Origin of the sequence: Rhizobium sp. BK619, assembly GCF_014195245.1 — a bacterium.
GTDB lineage: Bacteria > Pseudomonadota > Alphaproteobacteria > Rhizobiales > Rhizobiaceae > Rhizobium > Rhizobium acidisoli.
Genome location: NZ_JACIBH010000015.1, coordinates 166,950 through 188,217, shown reverse-complemented (window position 1 = coordinate 188,217; position 21,268 = coordinate 166,950). Strand labels below are relative to the sequence as shown.

At 59.8% G+C, this 21,268-nt stretch carries 14 protein-coding genes and 1 pseudogene; 7 read left to right on the top strand and 8 right to left on the bottom strand.

The genetic code is table 11. The features are described from left to right. Positions 1-9: 9 nt before the first annotated feature. A complete protein-coding gene (locus FHX14_RS27050) occupies positions 10-1,833 on the bottom strand; it encodes a UvrD-helicase domain-containing protein (protein WP_184379948.1) in 1,824 nt (607 codons plus the stop codon). 8 nt (positions 1,834-1,841) lie between these two features. Then, complete coding sequence (locus tag FHX14_RS27045) at positions 1,842-3,689, bottom strand: AAA family ATPase (RefSeq protein WP_184379947.1); 1,848 nt, start codon at positions 3,687-3,689, stop codon at positions 1,842-1,844. Positions 3,690-4,262: 573 nt separating this feature from the next. Between FHX14_RS27045 and FHX14_RS27040 the strand changes: the two genes are divergently transcribed. Next, positions 4,263-6,992, top strand: a complete 2,730-nt coding sequence (locus FHX14_RS27040) for a hypothetical protein (RefSeq protein WP_184379945.1) — start codon at positions 4,263-4,265, stop codon at positions 6,990-6,992. Positions 6,993-7,538: 546 nt separating this feature from the next. Beyond that, entirely contained in the window at positions 7,539-7,985 is a 447-nt protein-coding gene (locus tag FHX14_RS27035) for a hypothetical protein (RefSeq protein ID WP_184379943.1), read from the top strand. 600 nt (positions 7,986-8,585) lie between these two features. On the opposite strand, the gene FHX14_RS27030 is transcribed toward FHX14_RS27035, so the two are convergent. The 6 genes from FHX14_RS27030 to FHX14_RS33185 all read right to left on the bottom strand — a co-directional run bounded on the left by FHX14_RS27030 (position 8,586) and on the right by FHX14_RS33185 (position 13,253). Then, complete coding sequence (locus tag FHX14_RS27030) at positions 8,586-9,749, bottom strand: PIN domain-containing protein (RefSeq protein ID WP_184379941.1); 1,164 nt, start codon at positions 9,747-9,749, stop codon at positions 8,586-8,588. A 212-nt stretch (positions 9,750-9,961) separates the two neighbouring features. Next, complete coding sequence (locus FHX14_RS27025) at positions 9,962-10,471, bottom strand: hypothetical protein (protein WP_184379940.1); 510 nt, start codon at positions 10,469-10,471, stop codon at positions 9,962-9,964. Beyond that, a complete protein-coding gene (locus FHX14_RS27020) occupies positions 10,468-10,950 on the bottom strand; it encodes a very short patch repair endonuclease (protein ID WP_184379938.1) in 483 nt (160 codons plus the stop codon). Before FHX14_RS27020 ends, FHX14_RS27025 begins: the two co-directional genes overlap by 4 nt. Beyond that, positions 10,940-11,521, bottom strand: coding sequence for a hypothetical protein (locus tag FHX14_RS27015; RefSeq protein ID WP_184379936.1), 582 nt, complete (start codon positions 11,519-11,521; stop codon positions 10,940-10,942). The genes FHX14_RS27020 and FHX14_RS27015 overlap by 11 nt, the downstream gene beginning before the upstream one ends. Continuing rightward, positions 11,521-13,032: a DNA cytosine methyltransferase gene (locus tag FHX14_RS27010; RefSeq protein ID WP_184379934.1), complete on the bottom strand. Its 1,512-nt coding sequence runs from the start codon at positions 13,030-13,032 to the stop codon at positions 11,521-11,523. The genes FHX14_RS27015 and FHX14_RS27010 overlap by 1 nt, the downstream gene beginning before the upstream one ends. After that, positions 13,029-13,253 carry a CopG family transcriptional regulator gene (locus FHX14_RS33185; RefSeq protein WP_348649271.1) on the bottom strand — a complete coding sequence of 75 codons (225 nt, stop codon included), beginning with the start codon at positions 13,251-13,253 and terminating at the stop codon, positions 13,029-13,031. Before FHX14_RS33185 ends, FHX14_RS27010 begins: the two co-directional genes overlap by 4 nt. Before the next feature lie 174 nt (positions 13,254-13,427). Here FHX14_RS33185 and FHX14_RS27000 point away from each other — a divergent pair, with 174 nt between their 5' ends. From FHX14_RS27000 to FHX14_RS33180, 5 genes and pseudogenes are all read left to right on the top strand, one after another. After that, positions 13,428-14,918, top strand: coding sequence for an ATP-binding protein (locus FHX14_RS27000; protein WP_184379933.1), 1,491 nt, complete (start codon positions 13,428-13,430; stop codon positions 14,916-14,918). Positions 14,919-14,922: 4 nt separating this feature from the next. Then, a complete protein-coding gene (locus FHX14_RS26995) occupies positions 14,923-17,667 on the top strand; it encodes a Z1 domain-containing protein (RefSeq protein WP_184379931.1) in 2,745 nt (914 codons plus the stop codon). Further along, positions 17,664-18,659 carry a PD-(D/E)XK motif protein gene (locus FHX14_RS26990; RefSeq protein WP_184379929.1) on the top strand — a complete coding sequence of 332 codons (996 nt, stop codon included), beginning with the start codon at positions 17,664-17,666 and terminating at the stop codon, positions 18,657-18,659. The genes FHX14_RS26995 and FHX14_RS26990 overlap by 4 nt, the downstream gene beginning before the upstream one ends. Beyond that, on the top strand, positions 18,652-20,727 hold the full coding sequence (locus FHX14_RS26985; RefSeq protein ID WP_184379927.1) for an AIPR family protein: 2,076 nt from the start codon (positions 18,652-18,654) through the stop codon (positions 20,725-20,727). The genes FHX14_RS26990 and FHX14_RS26985 overlap by 8 nt, the downstream gene beginning before the upstream one ends. Positions 20,728-20,835: 108 nt before the next feature. Next, positions 20,836-21,249, top strand: a pseudogene (locus FHX14_RS33180) (DUF4365 domain-containing protein); the annotation flags it as partial. Positions 21,250-21,268: the final 19 nt, after the last annotated feature.

The following is a 21,268-nucleotide window of genomic DNA, read 5'->3' as shown; positions in this document are numbered from 1 at the left end:
CACTCTGCTTTATTCGACGCGGTTCAGCAGGACGCAGACATCGTCGTTGGGCGACATGATCGTCGTCCGGATCTTCGCGCGGGTCACGCTGACGCGGAAATTCTGGCGGGCCTGTATCATCGCACCTGAGTTCACATTGCCCCCGACGATACGATCCGGGTTGCCCACAATCTCCCCCTTAACCCGCTTCGGCCAGCCTTCGAAGATGATGACTTCGTCGAACTGCTTCCCCTTAGCCTTGTGCATGTTCATCACGACGATGCCGGACTCGGGCTTGTGCGCCGTCGCGAAATGTTCCTGGACGAACGCCTGCCGCGTGACGGCGAGTGCGTTCTTGTAGCCACCGGTGTCGCGCCAATCCTGTGCAAGGCTCTGACGCATCTGCATGCCGCGTTCGAGCAGGCGGACATTGCGGGCTTCCTGCGCCACCTCGGCGAGCCGCGTGCAGGCGCCGGCCTCAAGGACGGATCGCACCGCGGTCCAATCGGCGTCTGGCTGTCCGGTCAAGGCGATGGCCGTCGCGGCCTGGTGGACCGAGAACGTGGCCTGGAGGACACTATTACTCGGCGGCGTCTGGCCCTTGGCGAGGCATCCATTCCACTTTTCCAGCGCCGACCTGAAACGTGCGGCGTCGGCAAGATGACCCTTCGTCGGCGTCGCCCCGCCGCGTCCGCCGAAGAAGCAGCAGAGTACATCGACAAATTCATCGAAGCCGCCGCTGTGACTTCGCTGTTGCAGGAGGAAGGCGATCACTTCGGCGGCAAGGATCGGGCCTTCCATATCCACCGCCGCCGTATGCATTATCGGCGGCACGTTGCCAAACGGCGCGCGCAGATTGTCCGACACCAGACGCGTCATGCGCTTCGTCGGAACCAAGATCGCGAGCGACCAGTCACGGCGACCGAGCGCGACAAGCCGTTGCCGCGCCTGCAAAACCTGCGCGACGAGCGACGCATAGGCTTGGTTAGGGTTCGACGCGAACCCTTGATATTCGACGCCTTGATAGGGCTCCTCGCGAAACTTCCCGGTAAGGAGGTGATTGCCGAAGATCGCGATGTCAGTGCCCTTGCTCCGGTGATTGTCCCCGGCCAGGTCGTGTTCGGAGGGTTTGCACGCCTCTTTGAAGTGGTTGAGGCGCTCGGGATCGGCGCCGATAAAATCGAAGATCCGCTGCTCTGGGTCGGCCAGCGCGATCAGCGTGCTGCTCTTCCCGATTGCCTCGACCGCGCGCCATTGCTCGGCGCTCGTGTCCTGGAATTCGTCAAGGATGATGAACGGGTACATGGTCGACACAAGCTTGCGGACCTTAGCCGAGCCATGCAACAAGATCGCCACCCGCTCCGCGAACAGGTCGAAACAGACCTTGCCCTCGTCCGTCGCCAATCGCATGCGTTCGGCCACTTCCAGCGCGGCCTTCTGCGCTTTCTCCTCGTCCGACAGCTTGGACGGCGCCTTGAAGCCGCTGCGGATCGCCGACAGCGCGATCGCTTCGTTCGGCGGCGTCAGGATCGTCATCCGCCGCGGAAACCCGACCAGATAGCCGTGCGCCTTGAGGATGCGCCAGAAGAAGGAGTGATAGGTATCGACCTCGATCCGCTTCTTTTCCTCCTTCGTAACCGACTCCTCTTCGTCGATCGCCTCGAACACGCGCGAGACTGTCGCGCGCGCGAAGCTAAGAAAAAGGATGCGCTGTCCCAGCTTCAGTTTCTCGGACGCGATCTTCGCGGCCCTCAGGATCGACACAGTGGTCTTACCCGAGCCAGGACCACCCACAACGAGTTGGTGCCCCTCGACGGTTAGAACATCCTTTTGCGCGGGCGTCAGATTGACCATCGCGTCCTCTAAACGGCGGGCGCGGCGGCGGCTTCCCCACCGTTGCTGGACGGAGGCGCTGGCGGCACGGGCGGCGCGGCGGGCGCAGGCGGGGGATCACAGATCGCCTTCAGCGTTGTGCAGGCAGCGCGGATCCAGGACGGGATTTCGGCCTCGGAGCACTGGCCAAGGAAATCGGCGATGCCCCAATTGCCCTTTGCCCAGCCGAAATACTCTTTCAGCGCCGGGATCACATTGGCCTTCGGATCGGGATATTTCACGAGGATATGCGGCGGCCAGTCAAGCGCGTCGGAAAACCGCTCAAGGGCATCCTTCGTCGTATTCTTGAGGATGAGATCTTCGATCCCCTTCTCCTCGTGCATGAATAGCCGCTCGACCTGGGCTTCGATCGCAGCCTTCGCCGGATCGGTCTGCTTGTCGCAAAGCCCGAACGTTCGCTTACCAAGACCCCTATACAGCCCGGCGAGATCGGCGATCTGGGACTCGGTGCCCGCATCAATGATGCAGATGCCAAGCGCCTCAAGCGAGGCATAGGTGGCGGGGTTTAGCTCCGACAGCCGGCGCGAGGCCACCGGAAAGGCGCTGGCCTCGGTGGCCCCCTCGGCGATCAGCACGCGACGGGACAGGAGGCCCTCGCAGAAGCGCGTGCGAAACTCCTGCCGATAGCGCTTGTGCTTTACGCTGTCGGGCAACGAAATCTGCGCCTGGCTGAGCACACCGTCATTGGCCCGCGACAGAATCACGGTCTCGTCGAGCTTAAATTCCTCGAGGACGTAGGGCGAATGCGAGGTGACGATCGACTGGGAGGCCAGCTTGCGCAGCTCATGCACGATCCGCTTCTGGGCATAGGGCGGGATCGCGGTTTCGACCTCTTCCATGGCGAAGATGACGTTCTGCTTGTCTTCGGCGATCTGCGACAGCATCGCCAGGACCAACATGTTGATCGTGCCGGTGCCCTGCCGGAAGAAGGGCGCGGCGTGATCGCCATCGCCGGTGGCGATGAAGGCGGTCACTACCTTGCGCAGATGCTCACGCGTGAGGTTCGACACCTTAAGGTGCGGCTTCACACCCCATTCGCGCGGCACATATTTCTTCAGCGACTTGTCGATGCTGTCGAGCACGCCGGAAATCCCGATCGCGGGGTCGCTTGCCACATCGAAGGCGGCGAGCGTGCCGATCGTGCCTTCCCACATCTGCGGCCGAATTTCCTTCAGCCGCAGAATAATGTCGAGAAGGCTGCCATGCTCTAGGCTCAGTGCGCGCGACCCAGTGCGTAGGGAGCGCAGGAACAGGAAGCCGCAATGCTGTTTGTCCTTCTTGGAGAACGGCTCGGGCTTGTCCGCCTCCGTCATGCTGCGCGAATAGAAGGTGTTGCCGACGAAATCGTCCTCATCGGAATCGTAGGCGCCGATGAAGGTGACGCGCAGCGCCGCTTTGATGTTTGCGGCATCGACACCCGCCGGGTTGGCCTCGGTGAAGAAATCGCCGGTTTCGACATTGAGCCACTCGATATTGCCGCCGAACCTGGCCTCCTGCTGTTCCGACAGGCAGATGATGGTGACCTCAACGGTGATCTTCGGGGTTTCGGCGACGGGCGCCTCGTCAGCCTCATCCGGCACGGCGCCCTCCTCGGCGGCGACAGCGGCCACGGGAAGATATTTGCCCTCAAAAAAATCATGCTCATCGACCGGAGGGCGGCGGCTCAGTCTATCAGGCCCGAGCGCAAGATCTATCGCTTCAAGGACCGAGGATTTGCCCGTGTTGTTGTCGCCGATGAGGACAGCATGGTCGGGCAGCACAAGCTTCGCATAACTGATGCCCCGGAAATTCTCGATCGATACGGCGTAAATCTTCAACGCAGCCCCCTGACGCGACGCAGTTTTCTCGTTTTACGTGCGTCACAGTTACACCTGATTCGATGGAACGTCACCCGCCGTGTCAGCGGCGACCGTTTTTCAAAGCGACCATTTCGGTGCTAATGAAACGCAGCGAGAGTGGGAGCGTGGACAGGCTTAGCTGTGACGATGAAGGACCGCAGAAGCGGTCTTTGGCACCCGTCACGGAGATCTTCGGCGCGGACGGTTTACTGCCAAAAGCGGTTGTGCTGGAACATTCCCAATGTACGTCTTTCCGGCGAACGCTTCGAGAAGATGAACGGACGGGAGGTTTTGTGAACGCGGCGACCCCGCCCGAACGGCCGCTTCGAGGGCGCAATGCAATGCCGATTGGCCGGTTCCGACCCGCTTCGCCGTGACGTCGAACCGGATGACCCCGATGACCGATCGTCACATGCCCGGCTTCGACTGAATTCAGGCGGCAAAGCGACGAAATTACATAGACAACGCGGTGTCCATCGTACACCTTCACAACTCCTGACGCGCCGCCTCCTCCCCCAACCGACCGCGCTTGACCTTCATCTGAGGAACTGAATGAACCCGAAGCGCCGAACCGCACTGATCAGCCGGCTGGCGAACGGGATAGGCTACATAGCTACCGATTTCGAGAGGTTCGGCGGCCTGCTCGTCCAGGCCCTGCTTGAGCTGCCGTTGGACCACCGGGGACTGAACTTGCTCGGCTATCCTGTCGCAGGCGTTGTAGACACGACGAACGGCGACGGGAAAGTCGCGGTCGAGTACTCCGACCGCAAGGATTACTTTAGCGGGGACATGGATAAGGCGCGCGGCGACCTCGCCCACGCTCTAGCCGGAGCGCCCAGTGCCGAAAAGATATTCCTCCTATCCGGGCAGCCGAGCCGACCGCAGGTCGCTCAGGAGTTCGAACGTGCGATGCTCGACCTGCCCGAGATGGAAGGCAAAACCCTCTATCTCTGGGGCGCCGTGGAGATCGCGACGCAGTTGGTCGACCATCTAATCCTGAGTGATTCGGTGGTCCGCAGGCTCTCTCCATACCTTCCGGATTTGGAGCGGATTCGGGAGGAGGAAGCGGCGAGCCGAATGGTGCCAGAGCCACTGCCGAGCTGGTTGCCTCGAGACGATATTAACATGGCGATCGTTGAGCGACTGAGACAGAAACCTGTTTTGGCCATCGGCGGAGTGGGCGGAATTGGGAAGACCGCGACCGTTCAGGCTTTCGCCCATCGGCATCAGGACGATTACGAAGTCCGGATCTGGCTAGACGGCGACGAGATTCGCAGAGCGGATGATCTGCAAGCGGTCCCACTCTTGCGCGCGGGCGAAAGCCGCAACGTCGTTGGATTGATGAAAACGTTGCGCTGCTTGCTGGTGATCGATGACGCTCCGGCAAATCTGGATATGACGGCGTTGGAGAGAATCTGCGGCAAGGGCACCCATGTCCTGTTGACCCAACGCTCGACCGATGCGCAATCGTTCAATCTGCCCATGCTGGATCGACTACAGTCCTCGGCGCTCCTAGGGCTTGCCTCAGTGAAGTGCGCGGAGGCGGTTTTCGACAAGATCTGGGGAACGGTGAAAGGGCATCCGCTGACGCTTTCGCTCATCCTCGCTGCGGTGAACGAGGGAGCGACGTGGGATGACATCCTCGAAGATTGCGAGGTCATCGGCGAAATGGAAGTCGGCGGGCGGCGATTAACCGATATCCTTCTCGAGCGGTTGCGGCCATCGCTGACCAAGGAATTGTCGGTGTTCGCGTGGTCGGGCCTTCCTGTTTGCGATGAGGATTTCCTCAGTTTCGCGATCAAGCCGCTGGGCATTAGAAAGTTGAAGGGGAACAGCCTCACGGCCCCGGATCGCAACAGGGCCATCCGCCTGCACGACGTGGTCCACGCCTCCCTCGACGGAAGTTGGTGCACTAACGAGCGCTCCGTCGAACTGGAGCATCTGCTGGACACATATCTTGTCGAAGCCTCCCGTGGCGAGGGCCTCGATCTTTGGCGCAATGCTCGCGTCCTCCTGCCCAAGCTCGAGGATATGGTCGCACGCGGCGGGACGCCGCCCAGTTTCCTCTTCGCGCTACTTACCACGTGGGACGCTCTCGAGACCAGGCCAGAGCTGGTCGGAGAACCTTTGGAAATTGTGCGACGGATGGCTGGGCGCAAACCACGACCGCTCGAAATTAACATGGTGATTGAATCTATCGAGCAGCTCTTTCTCTATGACAAGGAGCGGCACGACCCCGCTGCCCAGGACAGGCTGCGGGACCGTCTGGTCGCGTTCGACAAGATGCTCGAGCTTCCAAGTCTGACGCTTCGTGAGATCGCAGAGCTGTTGCATCACAAGGGCAAAGCCCTGAAACGCCTGGGCGATAAGTCGGCTGCCGCCGATCTTTTCGAACAAGTGCTTACCGGCCCGGTTCCGCTTCATGAAGCCCGGCTCCAACTGGTCGATCTCTACAAGGGACACCCCGAGAAGGAGACGAGGGCTACGCAGCTCGTGGACGAGATGCTCGGACCAAGCGCCAACACCGATGGTTTGTCCTATTCCGTGCTCCTGGGGGTAATTGAGCGACTCCCATCCGGCTCCGGCCGGTGGCGTGCGGCGCTCATCGACCGCCATTCCGCCTCGATCGAGCAGACGATTGTATCGGCCGCCAATGCCGGCGCGCAACACGCATTCGACGCCTTCGCCGCTCTTGGTAGGTACATCTCCCTAGAGCGGCCAGAGATGTTTCGGTCAATCTTCGATGGCTTGCCCGAAGTGGAACTGGAAAGGCTGCAGTCTGATCGAGAACGGGCAGCCCGCGCCGAGATCTTCTGCGAGGCCGCCCGTCTGTCGCCGGCATCGGCTGTCGAACTGAGGGAGAAGGCGCGCGCTCATTACCTCGCCATCGTAAAACCTATGCAGTTTCATCACCAGCGCCACGCCGAACTGTTGATCGACATGGGAAAGCCGGACGAAGCCGAGACTATCCTTAGGCAGAAGACGAGCCTCGACACCGAATGGCTGGAACGACTGCTGGCGCGATGCCGCCTTGGTCAGGGCGATGCCGACGGCGCCTTAAAATGGGTTGACAGCGCTTTGGCCAAGCTCAGCGCCGAGCGTTTTAGGAGCGAGTTCCTTGACTTGCGTCACGATATCCGCAGCGCGCTTGGCGAGGAGGATGCCGTCGCGGATCTAGAAGCCGCCGTTGCGGCGAGCCAGAAGGAAAACGAGCGCCTGCGCCTGCAACGGAAGCTCGACGATTTGCGCGTCGGCAGCTTCCCACCTCCATTTCGAGCGTAGAGCCGACAAAACCAAAATTCCGCTTTCGATATTCGCCAATTCCGCGTCAATGACTGGAACGAGGGCGCGAAGCCGCCGTTCGGCGCTGGCCGGACTATGCCGAACGGACTTCTTCGCCTTGAACGGTATCGGACCCACGCCACTTTTTCGGATCCATCAACCAATTGAAAATGCTGGATGATCTACTTGCCTCAAAGCACCACCCCAAGTGTTCAGCGGTCATCGACTTACCTTGTGCTCGACTGAGCGCAGCTCTTTGCTACGCCGGTATTAGGCTTTCGCCGGGTCGGCTGCGGCCAATCACCTGGCATCTTCCTGCCAACGGCCGCGGATTTTGCGGCATTCACCGCGGTGACAGCTCTTGGTCGCTGGGCAGAAGCGTCCAAATGGGAAGGGCATACCAGCTGTAGCAGGAACTGCAAAAGCCGTTCGCCTCCCGCAAGACCGGTTAAAAGGGTTGCCGCAGGAGGTTTAGCATAGCGCCGGCAACGAGCCGGAAACCGGGATCGACAGCCCCCGGGGCGCGGGTCCGCTATTGAACGCCGGATGAAAGAAATCACCTTCCTTTTTGGTCAGTTGTTTCATTTCACCTCGATGCGATTGGTCATGCCGGACTTTAGTGAAGTCCAGCAATCGATACCGTCACACTGCAACGTCACTCGAGACATTGAAGCCCGAAGCTCGCACGCTGAAGGGCGGCTCGAGAGAAGCTCGTCGACGAAAGCGTGCATCGACGCCGCGCTCGCCGTCGGTGGTAAAAACGCAAGAAGGAAAGTGAAGCTCCTCAAATGGACCGCCCGCAGCCACTTCATGCCGCTCGGCGTCGGGCAGCCAAAGAACCCGACACGGTTTACGGCCGGCCTCACGGCCGCCGGCATTCCGTCTTGCAGCTCGTCAGCGGGTATTTCGCTGGGATATGTCATCTCTAGGAAGAGCTTTACATTCCGTCCTGCGGGCAGGCTCTGCCCCATTATGTACGGAAGCAACGGCTGAAACAGGGGCACGTCGGTGCCGCTCATACGTGCTGAGTTGTACGACATCTTCAGCAACCAACGTTTAAGCCGGTGATAGTCGTAATCCAGTGAAACCTTCTCTCCACGCTCACGGATTGCACAGAAATCACGATCGAAGGCCTCGCAGATATAGTTATCAAGCTTCGATAATTCGCCATTGTTACAGACTGCACAAACATCCCGAATAGTAGGTTCGTTTGAAAGAGCCTTATCCAAACGAGCAACCCAGAATTTCTGCTCGCCCCCGTCGAGCAAGGCTACGACGCGTCGATGGAGGCTCGCGGGCCAGAGGTGTTCCTTGGTTCGCTTCCGATCCGTTGGTCCACAGAATGCACAGACCCAGCTAGTCACCAGTCCTCCCATGCGAGTTGACGCCGCGATATACCCATCGCGTAAACTTTCGCTCAGATCGCGTCTATTCGCGCCGAGACTCGAGAAATCATGCAGAATTATCGGCCAGTAAAAGGATCATGGGCAATTTCATTTTTCGAAGTGCACCAAAGTGTTCGTAACATCCGACTTTTCCGCGAACTCCTCTCCATCACACCGCCCGCGAGTTCGAACAGGCAAGTGAAAAACATCAGTCGTCATAGTCTTCCTCTTCGAAGACATCGACGTCGCCAAGGTCGATCTCTTCATAATCGACTTCGAACTCGCATTCCGCCAGTTCAATCTCCGGCTCTTCAGATCCGAGACCGTGAAGCCGAATGGAAAGAACGGCTCTTGCGTCGATGTCCCGCTCGACTTCGACAGACCTCCCGCCCATTCCGACCGCTTCTCTATCGACGCTGTCCCACACCGAGAACGAGAGCTCGATCGGCACCTTGACGGTCAGAAGCATCGGAAAGCTCAGAGTCACCGGCGTGAAGCCGTTTTCCTCCTCGCCGAGTTCAATGATGTCAATCTCGTCTCGATCCGGCCAGATGACTTCCTTCAGCTCGCCGCCGTAGGCGTCCGCTTCCATCTCGCCGGACGTTGCGTTTCCGGTAACGGAGAAATCGTAGCGCTCGATCTCATTCGACAAGTAGCCTTGCACCTCCCCCCGACCGTCTTGCCCTTCTTCCAACCAGGTCTGAACCGTTTCCTTTAGAATAACCGATGGAGCGTTGATCAGATCAAGCGCCCGCTCAAGTTCCAGGAGGAGATGCAAGCGCTCGGATTGCTCGCAGAACTTTCGCCAGTCGCCATCCTTGGAAACCAACAGGAAGTGCGTGTTTCTCCTTTCGGCTTCGACTTCGAGCGCCGAAAGCGCTATCGCGTCTGGAAACTCGTTCTTCTTGGCGCCTGAACCAAATGGTGGATTACCGGCGAAATAATCGTCAAAAACCTTCCGCATGTTGGCGAGCGCAGGATCATCGATGATTTCGCATCCCGTCTCAGTAACGTACTCGTCGAAGCGGCGGGTTGCCGCCGCCGCCGCAGTCTGTCCTCCGGAAACGATATCGAGCAGTTCGTCGCGGCTGGGGTTCTTTACATCAAACGCCGCCAACGCGTCACCGAGCGCCTTACGAGTTGCCGCAAATGCCTTTTCGGCGCTTTTCACGAGATGATCGGTGATTTCCTTTGCAACAGTCTCCGAGAGCACGAAACCAAACTTTCGATGCTTTAGCTTGCCGATCGCCTGCAAGGCCGGAGCTGACAGCTGCCCACCTTTCTCGTCAAAGATATTAGTATCGAAAGAAATCGCGGTGATGGCACCATCTGCGAGAAGCCTCGACAAATCTTCTTCTTCTGTAATTGGCATGATGTTCCAGATTCCACTCGACCGCTTCTTAGGAAGATCATCCTCGGAGACAGGTCAAGGATCAACTCAAACACTCAGAAAATTATGCGAGTGGCTCGTGCCCCGCGTGGAAAGGACCGAAAGCGGCTTTGTTCGCGCTTGCTAATACGGGTGAAGATATGTTCCCGATCAGATACGCGCGTTAGAGTTTCTTTCGGCTTATCGGTGACCCTTTAGCCGGTGCTTGGCGTGAACAGCGTCGCTCGTGCAAGGGTTTTCGCGGCGAGCCCCACATACCAGGCGTTCATCCGCCGGTCCCAGCTACGCACTTCGCAAAACGTCTTCCAGTCGAACTCATAAAGCGCCAGCAGCTGCCAATCGGGATCGATGCGCACAACGAGTAAATACTCGAACAACTGCTTCTCTCGATCATCTCGATCCGGATACACGGTGCCGGTCTTCCTCGCATCGAGTACGCCCTTAATCGAATAGCGGTCTCCTCGCCGGGAGAGGGCATCAACGTTCTGCGTTCCTGTCGGCGCTGACTGCAAGTTCGGGCGGCCGGGAGTGGCATTGTATAACGCAATCGCCAGACTTTCTGCGACCTGCCCGACGTTCAACGCAAGCCCGCGACGCTTTAGCTCCGCTGCCACCCTGGCCCGCAATCGAAGCAAGCCGATGTCGGTTAAGTCGGCGAGCTCGTCCGACGGATCTGCAGGCAGGACCGGCAACGTTTCGCTCATAAAATCTCCTCCGCTGTAGGGAAAATCCGGTTCTCGGTAATTTCGGCGAAGGCGGCGTCACTGTACAAAAAGGCTTTAACTTGCTCAGCAAGCTCGCTTTCCGGCAGGCGGCCGCGTCCCTTGAGTACGCACTCCCAAATCCAAAGGCTGCGCCACCCCAACTCGTCGAGTAATGCAATTGCTTTGGCATCACGCTGTCGGTTGGCAGCCATTTTTTCTGACCAGAACTCCGTACGGGTTGCTGGCATGCGAAAGAGCGTACAAGCGTGACCATGCCAAAAACAGCCATGCACGAATACGGCAGCGCGGAACCGTGGAAGCACGATGTCCGGCTTGCCCGGCAAGTCCTTACGGTGAAGCTGGTATCGGAAGCCGCGACTAAACAGCAGCCGGCGTACAGTCCATTCTGGCGCTGTATCCTTCGCACGGACGCGGCTCATATTGAGCCGGCGCTGGTCCGGCGTCAGTCTATCGGCCATCGCTCCCGGCCACCCGCTCCCGGGGGATGACATCATCCTCAGCCAGCGGAACGCCGACAACCAGATCGGCTGGAACCGCAGGAAAGGCAGCTGAGAGGGCGGCGAAGGCATCCGACCCCGCTGACATCATGGCGACGCTGTCCCGGAAGTCGTCGGCGAGGCTGGCCACGATACCTGCGTGGAGCAGCCGCTCCCGCTGGCGGCCAACGAACGTCATCAGGATGGGCTGATCACCGTCATTCTCACCAACAGATCGCAGCAGCACAAAATCTTTGCTGTCGAGAAAACCGCAAGCGTTTGCCGTGATTTTGCGACCGCCCAACCGCCAATTCTTGCCGACCTTGCCAATACTCCTGAGCTCACGGTTACCGTAGCCGCCATAGAGACAGATCAAATCCATGTCCCCACCACCGTTCTCGAACAACCGCGAGCTCAGGAGCCGACGCGCAACGGGCGTCGTTAGCGCGATCGCGCGCTGCTTGCTGGTTGCGCTCAGACGGTGCGCCGAAAAAATACCCAGGTCCGACTCGGCAATTGATCTGACCACGATGATCTCGTCACGCCGGGCCATCAGCGTTTTGCGCCCGCCGCGAGCGGTAGTTGATCCGACGCTTCCCCGACGAGCTGGCTGCGCAGTGTCTGTGCGATTGCGCGCGCGAGCAAAGGGGGTACCGCGTTGCCGATCTGCCGGAAAGCCGGGTTCATAGTTCCAGCGAACCGGAAGCCATCTGGAAAAGACTGCAGACGCGCAGCTTCGCGAACCGAGATCGGCCGTGCCTGCCGGCTGTCATAGTGAATATGGCTGTAGCCGTCCTTACCAAGATGCGCGAGGAGCGTGCGGGCCGGAGTCAGCGCTTCCATTTTGCGCCACTTGTTCGGGAATTTCCCAGCATCGTAAGGCGGCACGAAAGCCGCCTTGAGGACGTCCCATTCGGGACTATCAACTTCCGGCCTCAAGCCTAACTTTTCGAGACGCTCAAGCTCAGCCTCGAAAAGGCTGAGTGCGTAGCGATGCGCTTCTGGATACTGGTCGCCAGGCTTAAGTCCAGCGAAGATCCGATAGTCGCGCGGGAGATATCGGATGACATGGTCCCGCACATGGGAACCGCCTTCGAAGCCGGGCCAAGCTCGCATGCTATTTACATAGTTATTCTGCTTATTGTGCCCACCATAAGGCAACATCACATCGAGCCGCCGCGTGCCGCGTCGGAGGACCCCTTCAGCGAACAGTTCGCGGGCCATGATTTCGGGAAGATCGCCGATGGCCTGTTCGGTACAGATCGCAGGCGGCAAGGTTTCATCGGCTTCCGGCGCGGCCTTGTATGCGCTCCCGCTGGTCGCGGCGGTGAGTAGATCCTTCCTCGTCGCAAGTTTGAGCGCGACTGCTCGCGAACCTTGATAACCGGACGGCAGATCTATCCAGTGCGTCGGCGCAGGAAATTCGACATCGTCCGCAAGTTCCTTGCGGATTGCGATAAGAATCATCCGCTCACGCATCTGCGGCACGCCGTAGAAGGCTGCGTTGAGCAACGTGTAGCGGACAACATAATCCTTGCCGGCTAGGATCTCGCCGATCTCGGCAGCGAGATTATGGCCCCCATGGTTGAGCATGTCCGGTACGTTCTCGATCACCACAGCGAGCGGGGCGCACGCCTCAACATACGAAAGATATTCAATATAGAGCCGCGCGCGCGGATCATGCCGGAACGCTTCGGGGTGCTCAGCGATCTCGCGCAGTTTCGAGCGACCAACGCGCGCAAACGCTTGGCAGGGTGGACCGCCGACAATGACGTCGAAAGCGCCCGCTGCAGGTCCGAGACCGAGCGCCGCCGCGAGATCGGTGGGAGATGTTGCGGTGATGTCGCGCGCGATACTATGGCGATCTTCGCCGTGATGGAAATTGAGACCATGGGAGCGGGCGGCTTCTGGATCATTCTCAATCGCGGCGACAATCTCGTAGCCAGCCGACTGAAAGCCAAGCGAAATTCCACCGCAGCCCGAAAAAAGATCCAGAACGCGAGGGCGCGCGCCAGCCTGCAGACGTTGGATCTTCTGGCGAATGGTTCTAGGGTCAGCACTCATGACCGATCGCGGCTCCCTAGCGGTAGCTCGGTCTGGCCTGCTTTCGTCGCAAGGTAATGCAGGACGGCCTGCCGGATCACCCAGGCAGATGAAACGTCATTAGCAGTAGCCAAAGCCTGTACCTGACGATGCACCCCCTCGGGTAGCAATACGGTGGTGCGGACGGTCTTACCTGTTGCCAAGTTCGCGATTCTCCTTGACGCGAAAATACACCAAATCACATCACCATGCACCACTTTTCATAACTTGTTACCACCTAAAATTACCGATGTTCTGACGATTGCCAGACGGAGTGAGACAACTGTAGAGTTGAGTCAGTCAGGGCTATTCTTCGCAAAGTTCAACCCGGCGTACACGGGCAAACATATGCTCCAGCCTGCTACCGGAGAAATTCTTTGCGTCCTGTCGAAATAAATCCATCGCCGAAGGCGCTACTGCGATCCCTAAGGGGTCTTGGTTATTCGCCTGAAACCGCGCTTGCCGACTTGATCGATAATTCGCTCGCCGCTGGCGCCCGAGAAGTCCGGATCCATCTTGATTGGCGCGAGGGCAGCCCACTCGTTGAAATTTTTGACAATGGCGCCGGCATGACCTTCGAGCGGCTCGTCGAGGCAATGCGATTCGGAGGTGCTGGACCTGATGCCGAGCGAGAAGGCGGAGATCTTGGCCGGTTCGGGCTCGGAATGAAAACTGCCTCGCTGTCGCAGTGCCGCGAGTTGACTGTGGCCTCGCGCCGTGAGGGAATAGTCGCGCGACTGGCGTGGGATATCGACCGCGTCGAGCAAGGGTGGTGCGCCGACGCACCCGACGCTTCGCCGCCCGGTGAATTGGCAACAGAATTCCAGTCGTCAGCCAATGGCACGCTAATCAGCTGGAACCGGATGGACCGGTTCGGCGGGCTCTGGGGTCTTGATCGCGATGCTTTCAATGACCGAATTTCCGATATCCGCGCGCATCTCGCGATGACTTTTCACCGCTTTCTGAGCGGCGAGGCACGACGGCTTGCCATCAGCGTTAACGGTTTGCCTCTTGCAGGCTGGGATCCGTTTTGCAGGAAACATGATGCAACCATGGCGTTGCCGCGCGATATCATCCGCGGTCCTGACGGCACGATCACGGCAAGGCCATATATTCTCCCTCATCGTGACCGGTTTTCGAGCGAGCGCGAATGGGAGGATGCGGGCGGGCCGGGTGGCTGGGTCGAACGGCAAGGGTTTTATGTTTACCGCGGCGACCGCCTCGTCTCTGCCGGCGGTTGGCTTGGCCTCGGCGGTGCTCGGGCCTGGAGCCGCGAGGAGTCGAGTCGGCTTTCGCGCATCGCTCTCGATCTCCCAGTCTCGATGGACGAGGCGTGGCGGATCGATATTCGCAAGTCCGTCGCTCGACCACCCGCGTGGGCGCGGGGACGTTTAGCAGGTCTCGGTGCGGACTGCCGACGACGCGCTCGCGAGGTCTTCGCCTGGCGCGGTGTCGGGCCGCGTGGCAAGAGCCACCGGACCGACACTGATGGCGATGCTTGGCCATGGGAAGTCCGCAGCGGCAAGGCGGTGCCTCGCTATCGTGTCCGACGGGACCACCCTGCAGTTGCTTCGGTGGTTGCAGCGCTTGGCGCCGAATCGAGGCTCCTTGAAGGGTTGCTCTCTGCGCTGGAGCTGACGGTTCCGGTCGAACGTATTTGGCTGGATGTCGCCGAGCAGGGCGGCGCTGAGCCTGCGCAACCGGTGGGGACCGAGATTGCCCAACTGGCCGCGCCGCTTGCGGCACTTGTGCGCAGTATGAACAAGATGGGCGATACCAAAGACCGACTTGACGCGGTACTGCGTTCGCTTGGCGTCGAGCAGCCCGCGTTGCGCGCTGCTGTCATCAAGCAATTGGGGGAGGATTAAGCATATGGATCCAATTACACAGCTTGCGAATATTGCTCGGGTTGCACTCGGACCACGCGCTGGCGACCGCACACTGGGCCGAGATGAGATCTTGGCAGTAGTGCGCGCCTCTGCCCCGCTTGTGGGTTTGACCAGCGGACACAGTTTCACCGAGGACGAGATTGAAGCAGCAACCCGCGACCTCGAGGCCCTTTTCGTGGTCGCGCAGGGGCCGTCGATCCGGCTGCTTGGCGAATCACAACCGCCACCCTGGTATCTTGGAGAGCGTCGTCGGCCGGGCGCCTTTTTCTCACGGTATCTTCAGAAGCTGGGCGAGAGCGGGTGGGCGCCCCGCGCTCTTGAAGTCCTTGAGGAAAGCACTGCGGATGTCGTTGAGCTCATCGATGATCCAGACCGCGATGTGCCCTGGGATTGGCGCGGCCTCGTAGTCGGCAATGTCCAGTCAGGCAAGACTGCACACTACGCAGGCGTCATCAATCGAGCCGCTGATGCAGGCTATCGCGTGATCATCGTCCTGGCAGGGATGCATAACATCCTGCGTCGCCAGACTCAGCTGCGTCTTGACCAGGATTTTCTCGGCTTCGATACCGCCGGCAATGCTGGAAGCGGGGGGCGACGGCCGGTCGGCGTAGGCTTGCTGCCGGGATCGGTGCTGCTGGTTGACAGTGTGACCACTTCTCAGTTGAACGGCGACTTCAGCCGTGCAGTCGCGCAAAATTCCAATTTTGCACCGGCCAACCGGCCGTTCGTATTTGTCGTCAAGAAGAACGGCGCGGTGCTCAAGAACCTCAATCGCTGGATCGCGCGACTTCCCGAGGAGTCGCGCAACGCGCCACTGCTCGTGATCGATGATGAAGCGGATCAGGCATCGCCTGACACGGGAGATCAGGGCTTCCTTCCGGATGGCAGCTTCGATGAAGATTATGATCCGAAACGTATCAACGGCGAAATCCGCAAACTGCTCAGCGGATTCAGGCGTAGTGCCTATGTCGGCTACACTGCGACTCCTTTTGCCAACATCATGATCCATGACGAGCGCGCGGCTGAGGACTATGGTGCAGACCTGTTTCCTTCCACTTTTATCGTGTCGCTGTCCGCTCCTGACGATTATTTCGGACCACTCGCAGTATTTGGTCGCGACGACGACGCTAATGCAGCAGGGCTGCCCGTCATCCGCCATCTCGACCAGACCGTTGAGAATTGGATTCCTGACCCACACGATAAGATGTTGCGGCCGATTTATCGGGGCGTGGCGCGTGTCCCTCCGAGTCTCGCTGAGGCGATCCGCAGCTTTGTCATATGCTGCGCGGCGCGTGCCGCCCGCGGCCAAGGCAATACGCATAAGACCATGCTGGTGCATGTTTCCCGTTTTCAGGATGTCCATGACCCGGTCCATGCTCAGGTCGAAGGAGAGCTTCGCTCGATCCGCAATGCGATCGCTGCGGCCGATCCAGTCGAAATGAATGAGCTTCGGCGGCTGTGGCGCGAAGACTTCGAACCGACCACCGAGGCAATGGCGTCGTCCATATTCGGGCGTTCTGTCCGGCGGATCGGCTGGGATGAGGTCGCGGCACGGCTTGGAGATGAGGCTGACCGCATCCAGGTCGCGGTTTCAAACGGCCGCAGCCGCACTGGCGTCGACTATGACGCTGCCGACGCTGCCGGGCAGAGCCTCTCAGTCATCATCATCGGTGGCGACAAGCTGTCACGTGGACTGACGCTTGAAGGGTTGTCGACCAGCTACTTCCTCCGCGTGTCCCGGCAGTACGACAGCCTGCTGCAGATGGGACGCTGGTTCGGTTACCGCCGCGGCTACGCTGATCTCTGCCGGCTTTACACCACTATCGATATGGAAACCTGGTTCCGACACCTGGCGACGATCAACGAGGATCTCCGCGCGCAGCTGGCACATATGCGGGTTACGGCGGGCACGCCCAAACTCTACGGCCTGAGTATCGCTGATCACAGTATCATGAACGTGACGGCCGCTAACAAGCGTCGGCATGCGGTGCTCCGTCCGGTCACCTACGCAGGCGAAGGCAAGATCCAGACGGTGCAGTTCCGAGACCCCGATACTACGTTCGCGAATGCGGCGGCTGTCGATGGCTTACTTGACGAACTGGGGGAGCCGGAGATCGATCCGGCTCGGCCCGGAGGCCGCCCTCCGGCTGCGGGGTTCGTTTGGCGAAATGTTCGTGGTAATCGCGTCGCCGCATTGCTCGAGGCCATGGCGTTTCCGCCGGAGAGTAGCGATGTTGATGGGAAACGCATGGCGGGCTACATCACGACGCAGCTGGGCCGGGGCGAGCTTAATGACTGGACGGTGTTCGTACCCGCTGGCGTCGGAGCCATTGTCCAGGTAGCCGGGCGCGACCTGCGCAGCGTTCGTCGCTCGCCAATCACGCGTTCGACAACTGCGCGCTTCATCACCAAGTCGATCCTCAGTCCGCTCGACGAGGCCATAGATCTGAGCGATGACCAGTATCGCCGCGCCCAGGAATATACCGATCAGGTACTGGCCGACGAAGGTGAGCCGCCCGCCGACCGTCCGGCCGGGCCGTGGATTCGAGCGGTGCGTGGCGATGATCCGCGTCGCGGTTTGCTTATCCTCTATCCGATCGATCCGGCAGGTGCCGGCCTCGAACCCGGGATCCCACTTTGGGGCGTAGTCGTCAGCTTCCCGACCTCGCCGACGGCCTCGGCTGAGTGGCGTCTGGAAAATACCGTCCAGCAGCGGGCAGCGCCATGAATACGACCCCCGACGCGGCGTCAATGCTGGAGGAGTGGCATGAGCTTGCCGCCGTGGCGCCCGGAGACCGGCTATATCGTACTCGACGACTCTCCCGCCCCGCGCTTCTGGATCTACGCATGGGCCTGCGAGAAGCCGACGGTGCGCCATGCCTTGTTGCATCGGCGGGTAGTGCCGGCGATTCTATTGCTTCTTTCGAGACCGCTGGCCTGCGCCTGTCCAGAGCCGCAGATCCAGGCGGCCCCCTTCTTGTCCTTTCGCTGGAGGAACCCTCCAGGCGTGATCTCTTCGCTGAAATTTGTAGCGACTGCGTCCGCTCCGTTCTACGCCGGGAGGATGAAGGCGAAACCGAGTTGACCACAGTCCTCGCTGCGCGTCTCGCTGCGTGGCGCGCCTTTCTACGCGATCAAGCCGGTGCCTTTTCGAGAAATGAGATAGTTGGCCTGATCGGTGAGCTTCTCGTGCTCGATCGGCTGCTTGATGAAAATGCAGGGGCGGTCGCCACGTGGAAGGCACCCGACGACGGTTTGCATGACTTCGAGTGCCGTGGCCACGGCCTTGAAGTCAAGACGGGGCTGGGTGCGTCGCGGCAACTCCATATTTCGACACTCGATCAGCTAGACGACGCCGGTCTTGCCTCTCTGCATATCCTGCACGTTCGCCTGGTTGAATCGGCGAACGGCGAGACGCTCGGGCAGATCGCCACACGGATCGAACAGCGTTTGAACGGCGAGCGGGCGCGGGGCGCTTTCCGCAATGCGCTTTTGCGTCGTGGCCTAGCGCCTGGTGCCGATACGAACCTCGGGCCGCGGGTCGCCTGCGTCGGGATCGATGGTTACGAGGTGGGCGATGGCTTCCCCCGGCTACAAAGGAGTGATGTGGCGCTAGGGATCGCCGACGCGACATATCAGGTTGAGGTGCGCGCACTCGTCGGGTTTGCCGTCAACACAGAGGCACTATTACACACGTTCGGGGGGGCGGAGAATGAGTGAGAATGCGACAGTGGAGTTCGCTCGGGCACTTGCAGATGAAGTCGATGAAGCTCGTGATGATCCGACGATAGACATCCCGTCAACTGAAGCTTTATTCACCCGCATTATCATCGACGAGCTGGAGGAAATAGGTCATTTCGAAGCAGCCTTTGATCTTCCTCAAGAGGGGAAGGTGGGACGGTCGCCATTCCGCATCAGCGGGTTTGCTATTGATGAGGACGTCGGTCAACTGACGCTATTTTCAACGTATTATTCGGGCGACGTGCCGCCGCGTCGGGTTCTCGCATCGGAACTGCTAAAGACTGCAGAAAGGGCCGGCACCTATGTAGCAGCATGCATTGGCGGTCTTGCGGATCGCATCGAACCGTCCAACACAGAAGCCTCCGACCTTGCGCGCCGCATAGCGTCGCTAGGCGAGCGCATTGATCGCTTTCGGATCGTCGTACTGACCGACTGCATTGCAAGCGGCACGCTGCCCGCGACAATCGGCAGTCATGGAAAGTCAGTGGAAATCGAAGTCTATGACATTGTCCGACTTCATCGAGTTCTTGGAGAAGGCCAGACCCGCGCCGATATCGATGTCGACCTAGTCGCTCTAACTGGCCATCGGATCGCCTGTTTGCCAGTCGCCTCCGGCGCAGGGCACTACGAGGCGTTCCTTGCCGCATTCCCGGGAGAGGCGCTGTCACGCATCTATGATCGGTACGGCACGCACCTCCTGGAGTTGAACGTTCGAGCATTTCTGGGACTTTCGGGGCGCAAGTCTGTGAATGCGGAGTTGCGCCGCACGCTGGTCGAACAGCCGGAGATGTTTCTCGCTTTCAATAATGGCGTGGTCGCAACCGCCGATGAGGTTCGGCTCGAGCGAGAAGGTGGCGCAGTGTACCTGACCGGGCTGCGGGGCCTGCAGATCGTCAACGGCGGACAGACGACGGCGTCGCTCCACCGCGCTCGGCGCAAGGAAAGCGTCGCACTTGGCGCGGTGGAGGTACCAGTCAAGATTATCAGGGTAACCGGGGGAGATCTGGAGCAGATGGTCACCTCGATCTCCCGCGCCGCGAACCGGCAGAATACCGTGCAGCAGGCCGATTTTTCGGCCAGTGATCCATTTCACCGCGAGGTGGAGACGCTTGCAAACAACGAGTGGCTCCCAAATGGCCGCGGGCGCTGGTTTTATGAGCGTGCGCGTGGGTCATGGATCGCTGCAGAGCAGAAAGCCTCCTACCGCACCACTGAACAACGCGCTTTCCGGGAACAGACTCCAAAGGCTCGGCGCTTCGGCAAGCTCGACCTTGCTCGCTATCTTTCGGCGTGGGACGGCTTCCCTTGGCGTGTCGCTTTTGGCGGTCAGAAGAACTTCCAGGCCTTCATGCAGCGTCGGAAGGAGCTGACGGCTCCGCCTCCGGACGACGCTTGGTTCCGCCGGCTGATTGCTCTCGCTATCCTCTATCGGACGACTGAGCGCCTTGTCCGAGCGTTAAAATTTCCGGCATATGGTGCCAATATCGTTGCGTATGTGATCGCCGCGCTCGGCGAACGTACCGGAGGCCGTATCGACTTCGACTATGTGTGGCAACACCAAAGACTTTCGGCAGAGATGGAGGCATTGATCTCCGCCTGGGCGCCGCTCATCGATCAAGCGCTGCGCGCTAGTGTTGGGAGCCGCAATCCTACAGAGTGGTTCAAGAAGGAAGAATGTTGGGCTGAGGTCCGCACTCATCTTCCCACCTTGTCGGATCCGCTCCCGGCCGAGCTGAACGGCGCCCCGCTAAAAGCGGCCGGTGTAGCGGTGGAACGAACCGGACAAGCCTTGCAGGTCGCTGACTATGATCGGATCGAAGAATGTATGCGCATACCGCCTGCGGTTTGGGTGGCAACAGCCGAAGCCGGACAGCGCAGCGGAGTGCTTCATTTCAAGCTCGCTAGCATCTGCATGACACTCGCCAACTACGCCGCGGGTGGCTGGAGCCGTCGTCCTTCGATCAAACAAGCAAAGCACGGGCTAGAAAGTGTGGCCAAGGTGCGCGCAGCGGGCCTATTCGACGAGACACAACGCGAGCTGGGATAGGAGTAGGATTGCCGAGGGGTTACCCAACTCGGCTACAAGGCTGCTAGCTCTTGGCATATAGTGGTGCAGCGTTGCGGCAGAAACTCGCTATCAGAACCAGAGAGACAAATGAAATCTGGAAAAAGTGAAGCTGTGTCCGAGGCTGGCGTCGGATGGCTGAGATTTGCCGTCGCAAACCGGCTCGGCTGGATCTTCAGGGAGCAGCCGAATCAAGACAAAGGCGTCGACGCCCATGTCGAGGAGGTCTTGGATGGGGAAGCGACCGGCCGCTTGATCGGCCTGCAGATCAAATCCGGCACGTAATGGTTCCGGGAACGCAACAAGGCGGGCTACGTCTATCGAGGAGACTTCGAACACCTGACTTACTGGAGAGGGCACAGCCTCCCGATACTTGTTGTGCTGTTCGATCCGGCTACGGAGACCGCGTATTGGCAGGCGGTTTCCGAAGCCAATATCCGAGAGGGCGACCGAGGCTGGCGGCTGACCGTCCCTTTCGAAAATCTAGTAAATGCTAATACCGTTCCAGAGTGGAGCCGGATCT

Excerpts from the sequence above, each read along its gene's own strand:
- FHX14_RS27025 (WP_184379940.1), bottom strand. The coding sequence starts at position 10,471 with ATGAGCGAAACGTTGCCGGTCCTGCCTGCAGATCCGTCGGACGAGCTC.
- FHX14_RS27015 (WP_184379936.1), bottom strand. The coding sequence starts at position 11,521 with ATGGCCCGGCGTGACGAGATCATCGTGGTCAGATCAATTGCCGAGTCG.
- FHX14_RS27030 (WP_184379941.1), bottom strand. The coding sequence starts at position 9,749 with ATGCCAATTACAGAAGAAGAAGATTTGTCGAGGCTTCTCGCAGATGGT.
- FHX14_RS26985 (WP_184379927.1), top strand. The coding sequence starts at position 18,652 with ATGAGTGAGAATGCGACAGTGGAGTTCGCTCGGGCACTTGCAGATGAA.
- FHX14_RS27040 (WP_184379945.1), top strand. The coding sequence starts at position 4,263 with ATGAACCCGAAGCGCCGAACCGCACTGATCAGCCGGCTGGCGAACGGG.
- FHX14_RS27020 (WP_184379938.1), bottom strand. The coding sequence starts at position 10,950 with ATGGCCGATAGACTGACGCCGGACCAGCGCCGGCTCAATATGAGCCGC.
- FHX14_RS27050 (WP_184379948.1), bottom strand. The coding sequence starts at position 1,833 with ATGGTCAATCTGACGCCCGCGCAAAAGGATGTTCTAACCGTCGAGGGG.
- FHX14_RS27035 (WP_184379943.1), top strand. The coding sequence starts at position 7,539 with ATGAAAGAAATCACCTTCCTTTTTGGTCAGTTGTTTCATTTCACCTCG.
- FHX14_RS26995 (WP_184379931.1), top strand. The coding sequence starts at position 14,923 with ATGGATCCAATTACACAGCTTGCGAATATTGCTCGGGTTGCACTCGGA.
- FHX14_RS26990 (WP_184379929.1), top strand. The coding sequence starts at position 17,664 with ATGAATACGACCCCCGACGCGGCGTCAATGCTGGAGGAGTGGCATGAG.
- FHX14_RS27010 (WP_184379934.1), bottom strand. The coding sequence starts at position 13,032 with ATGAGTGCTGACCCTAGAACCATTCGCCAGAAGATCCAACGTCTGCAG.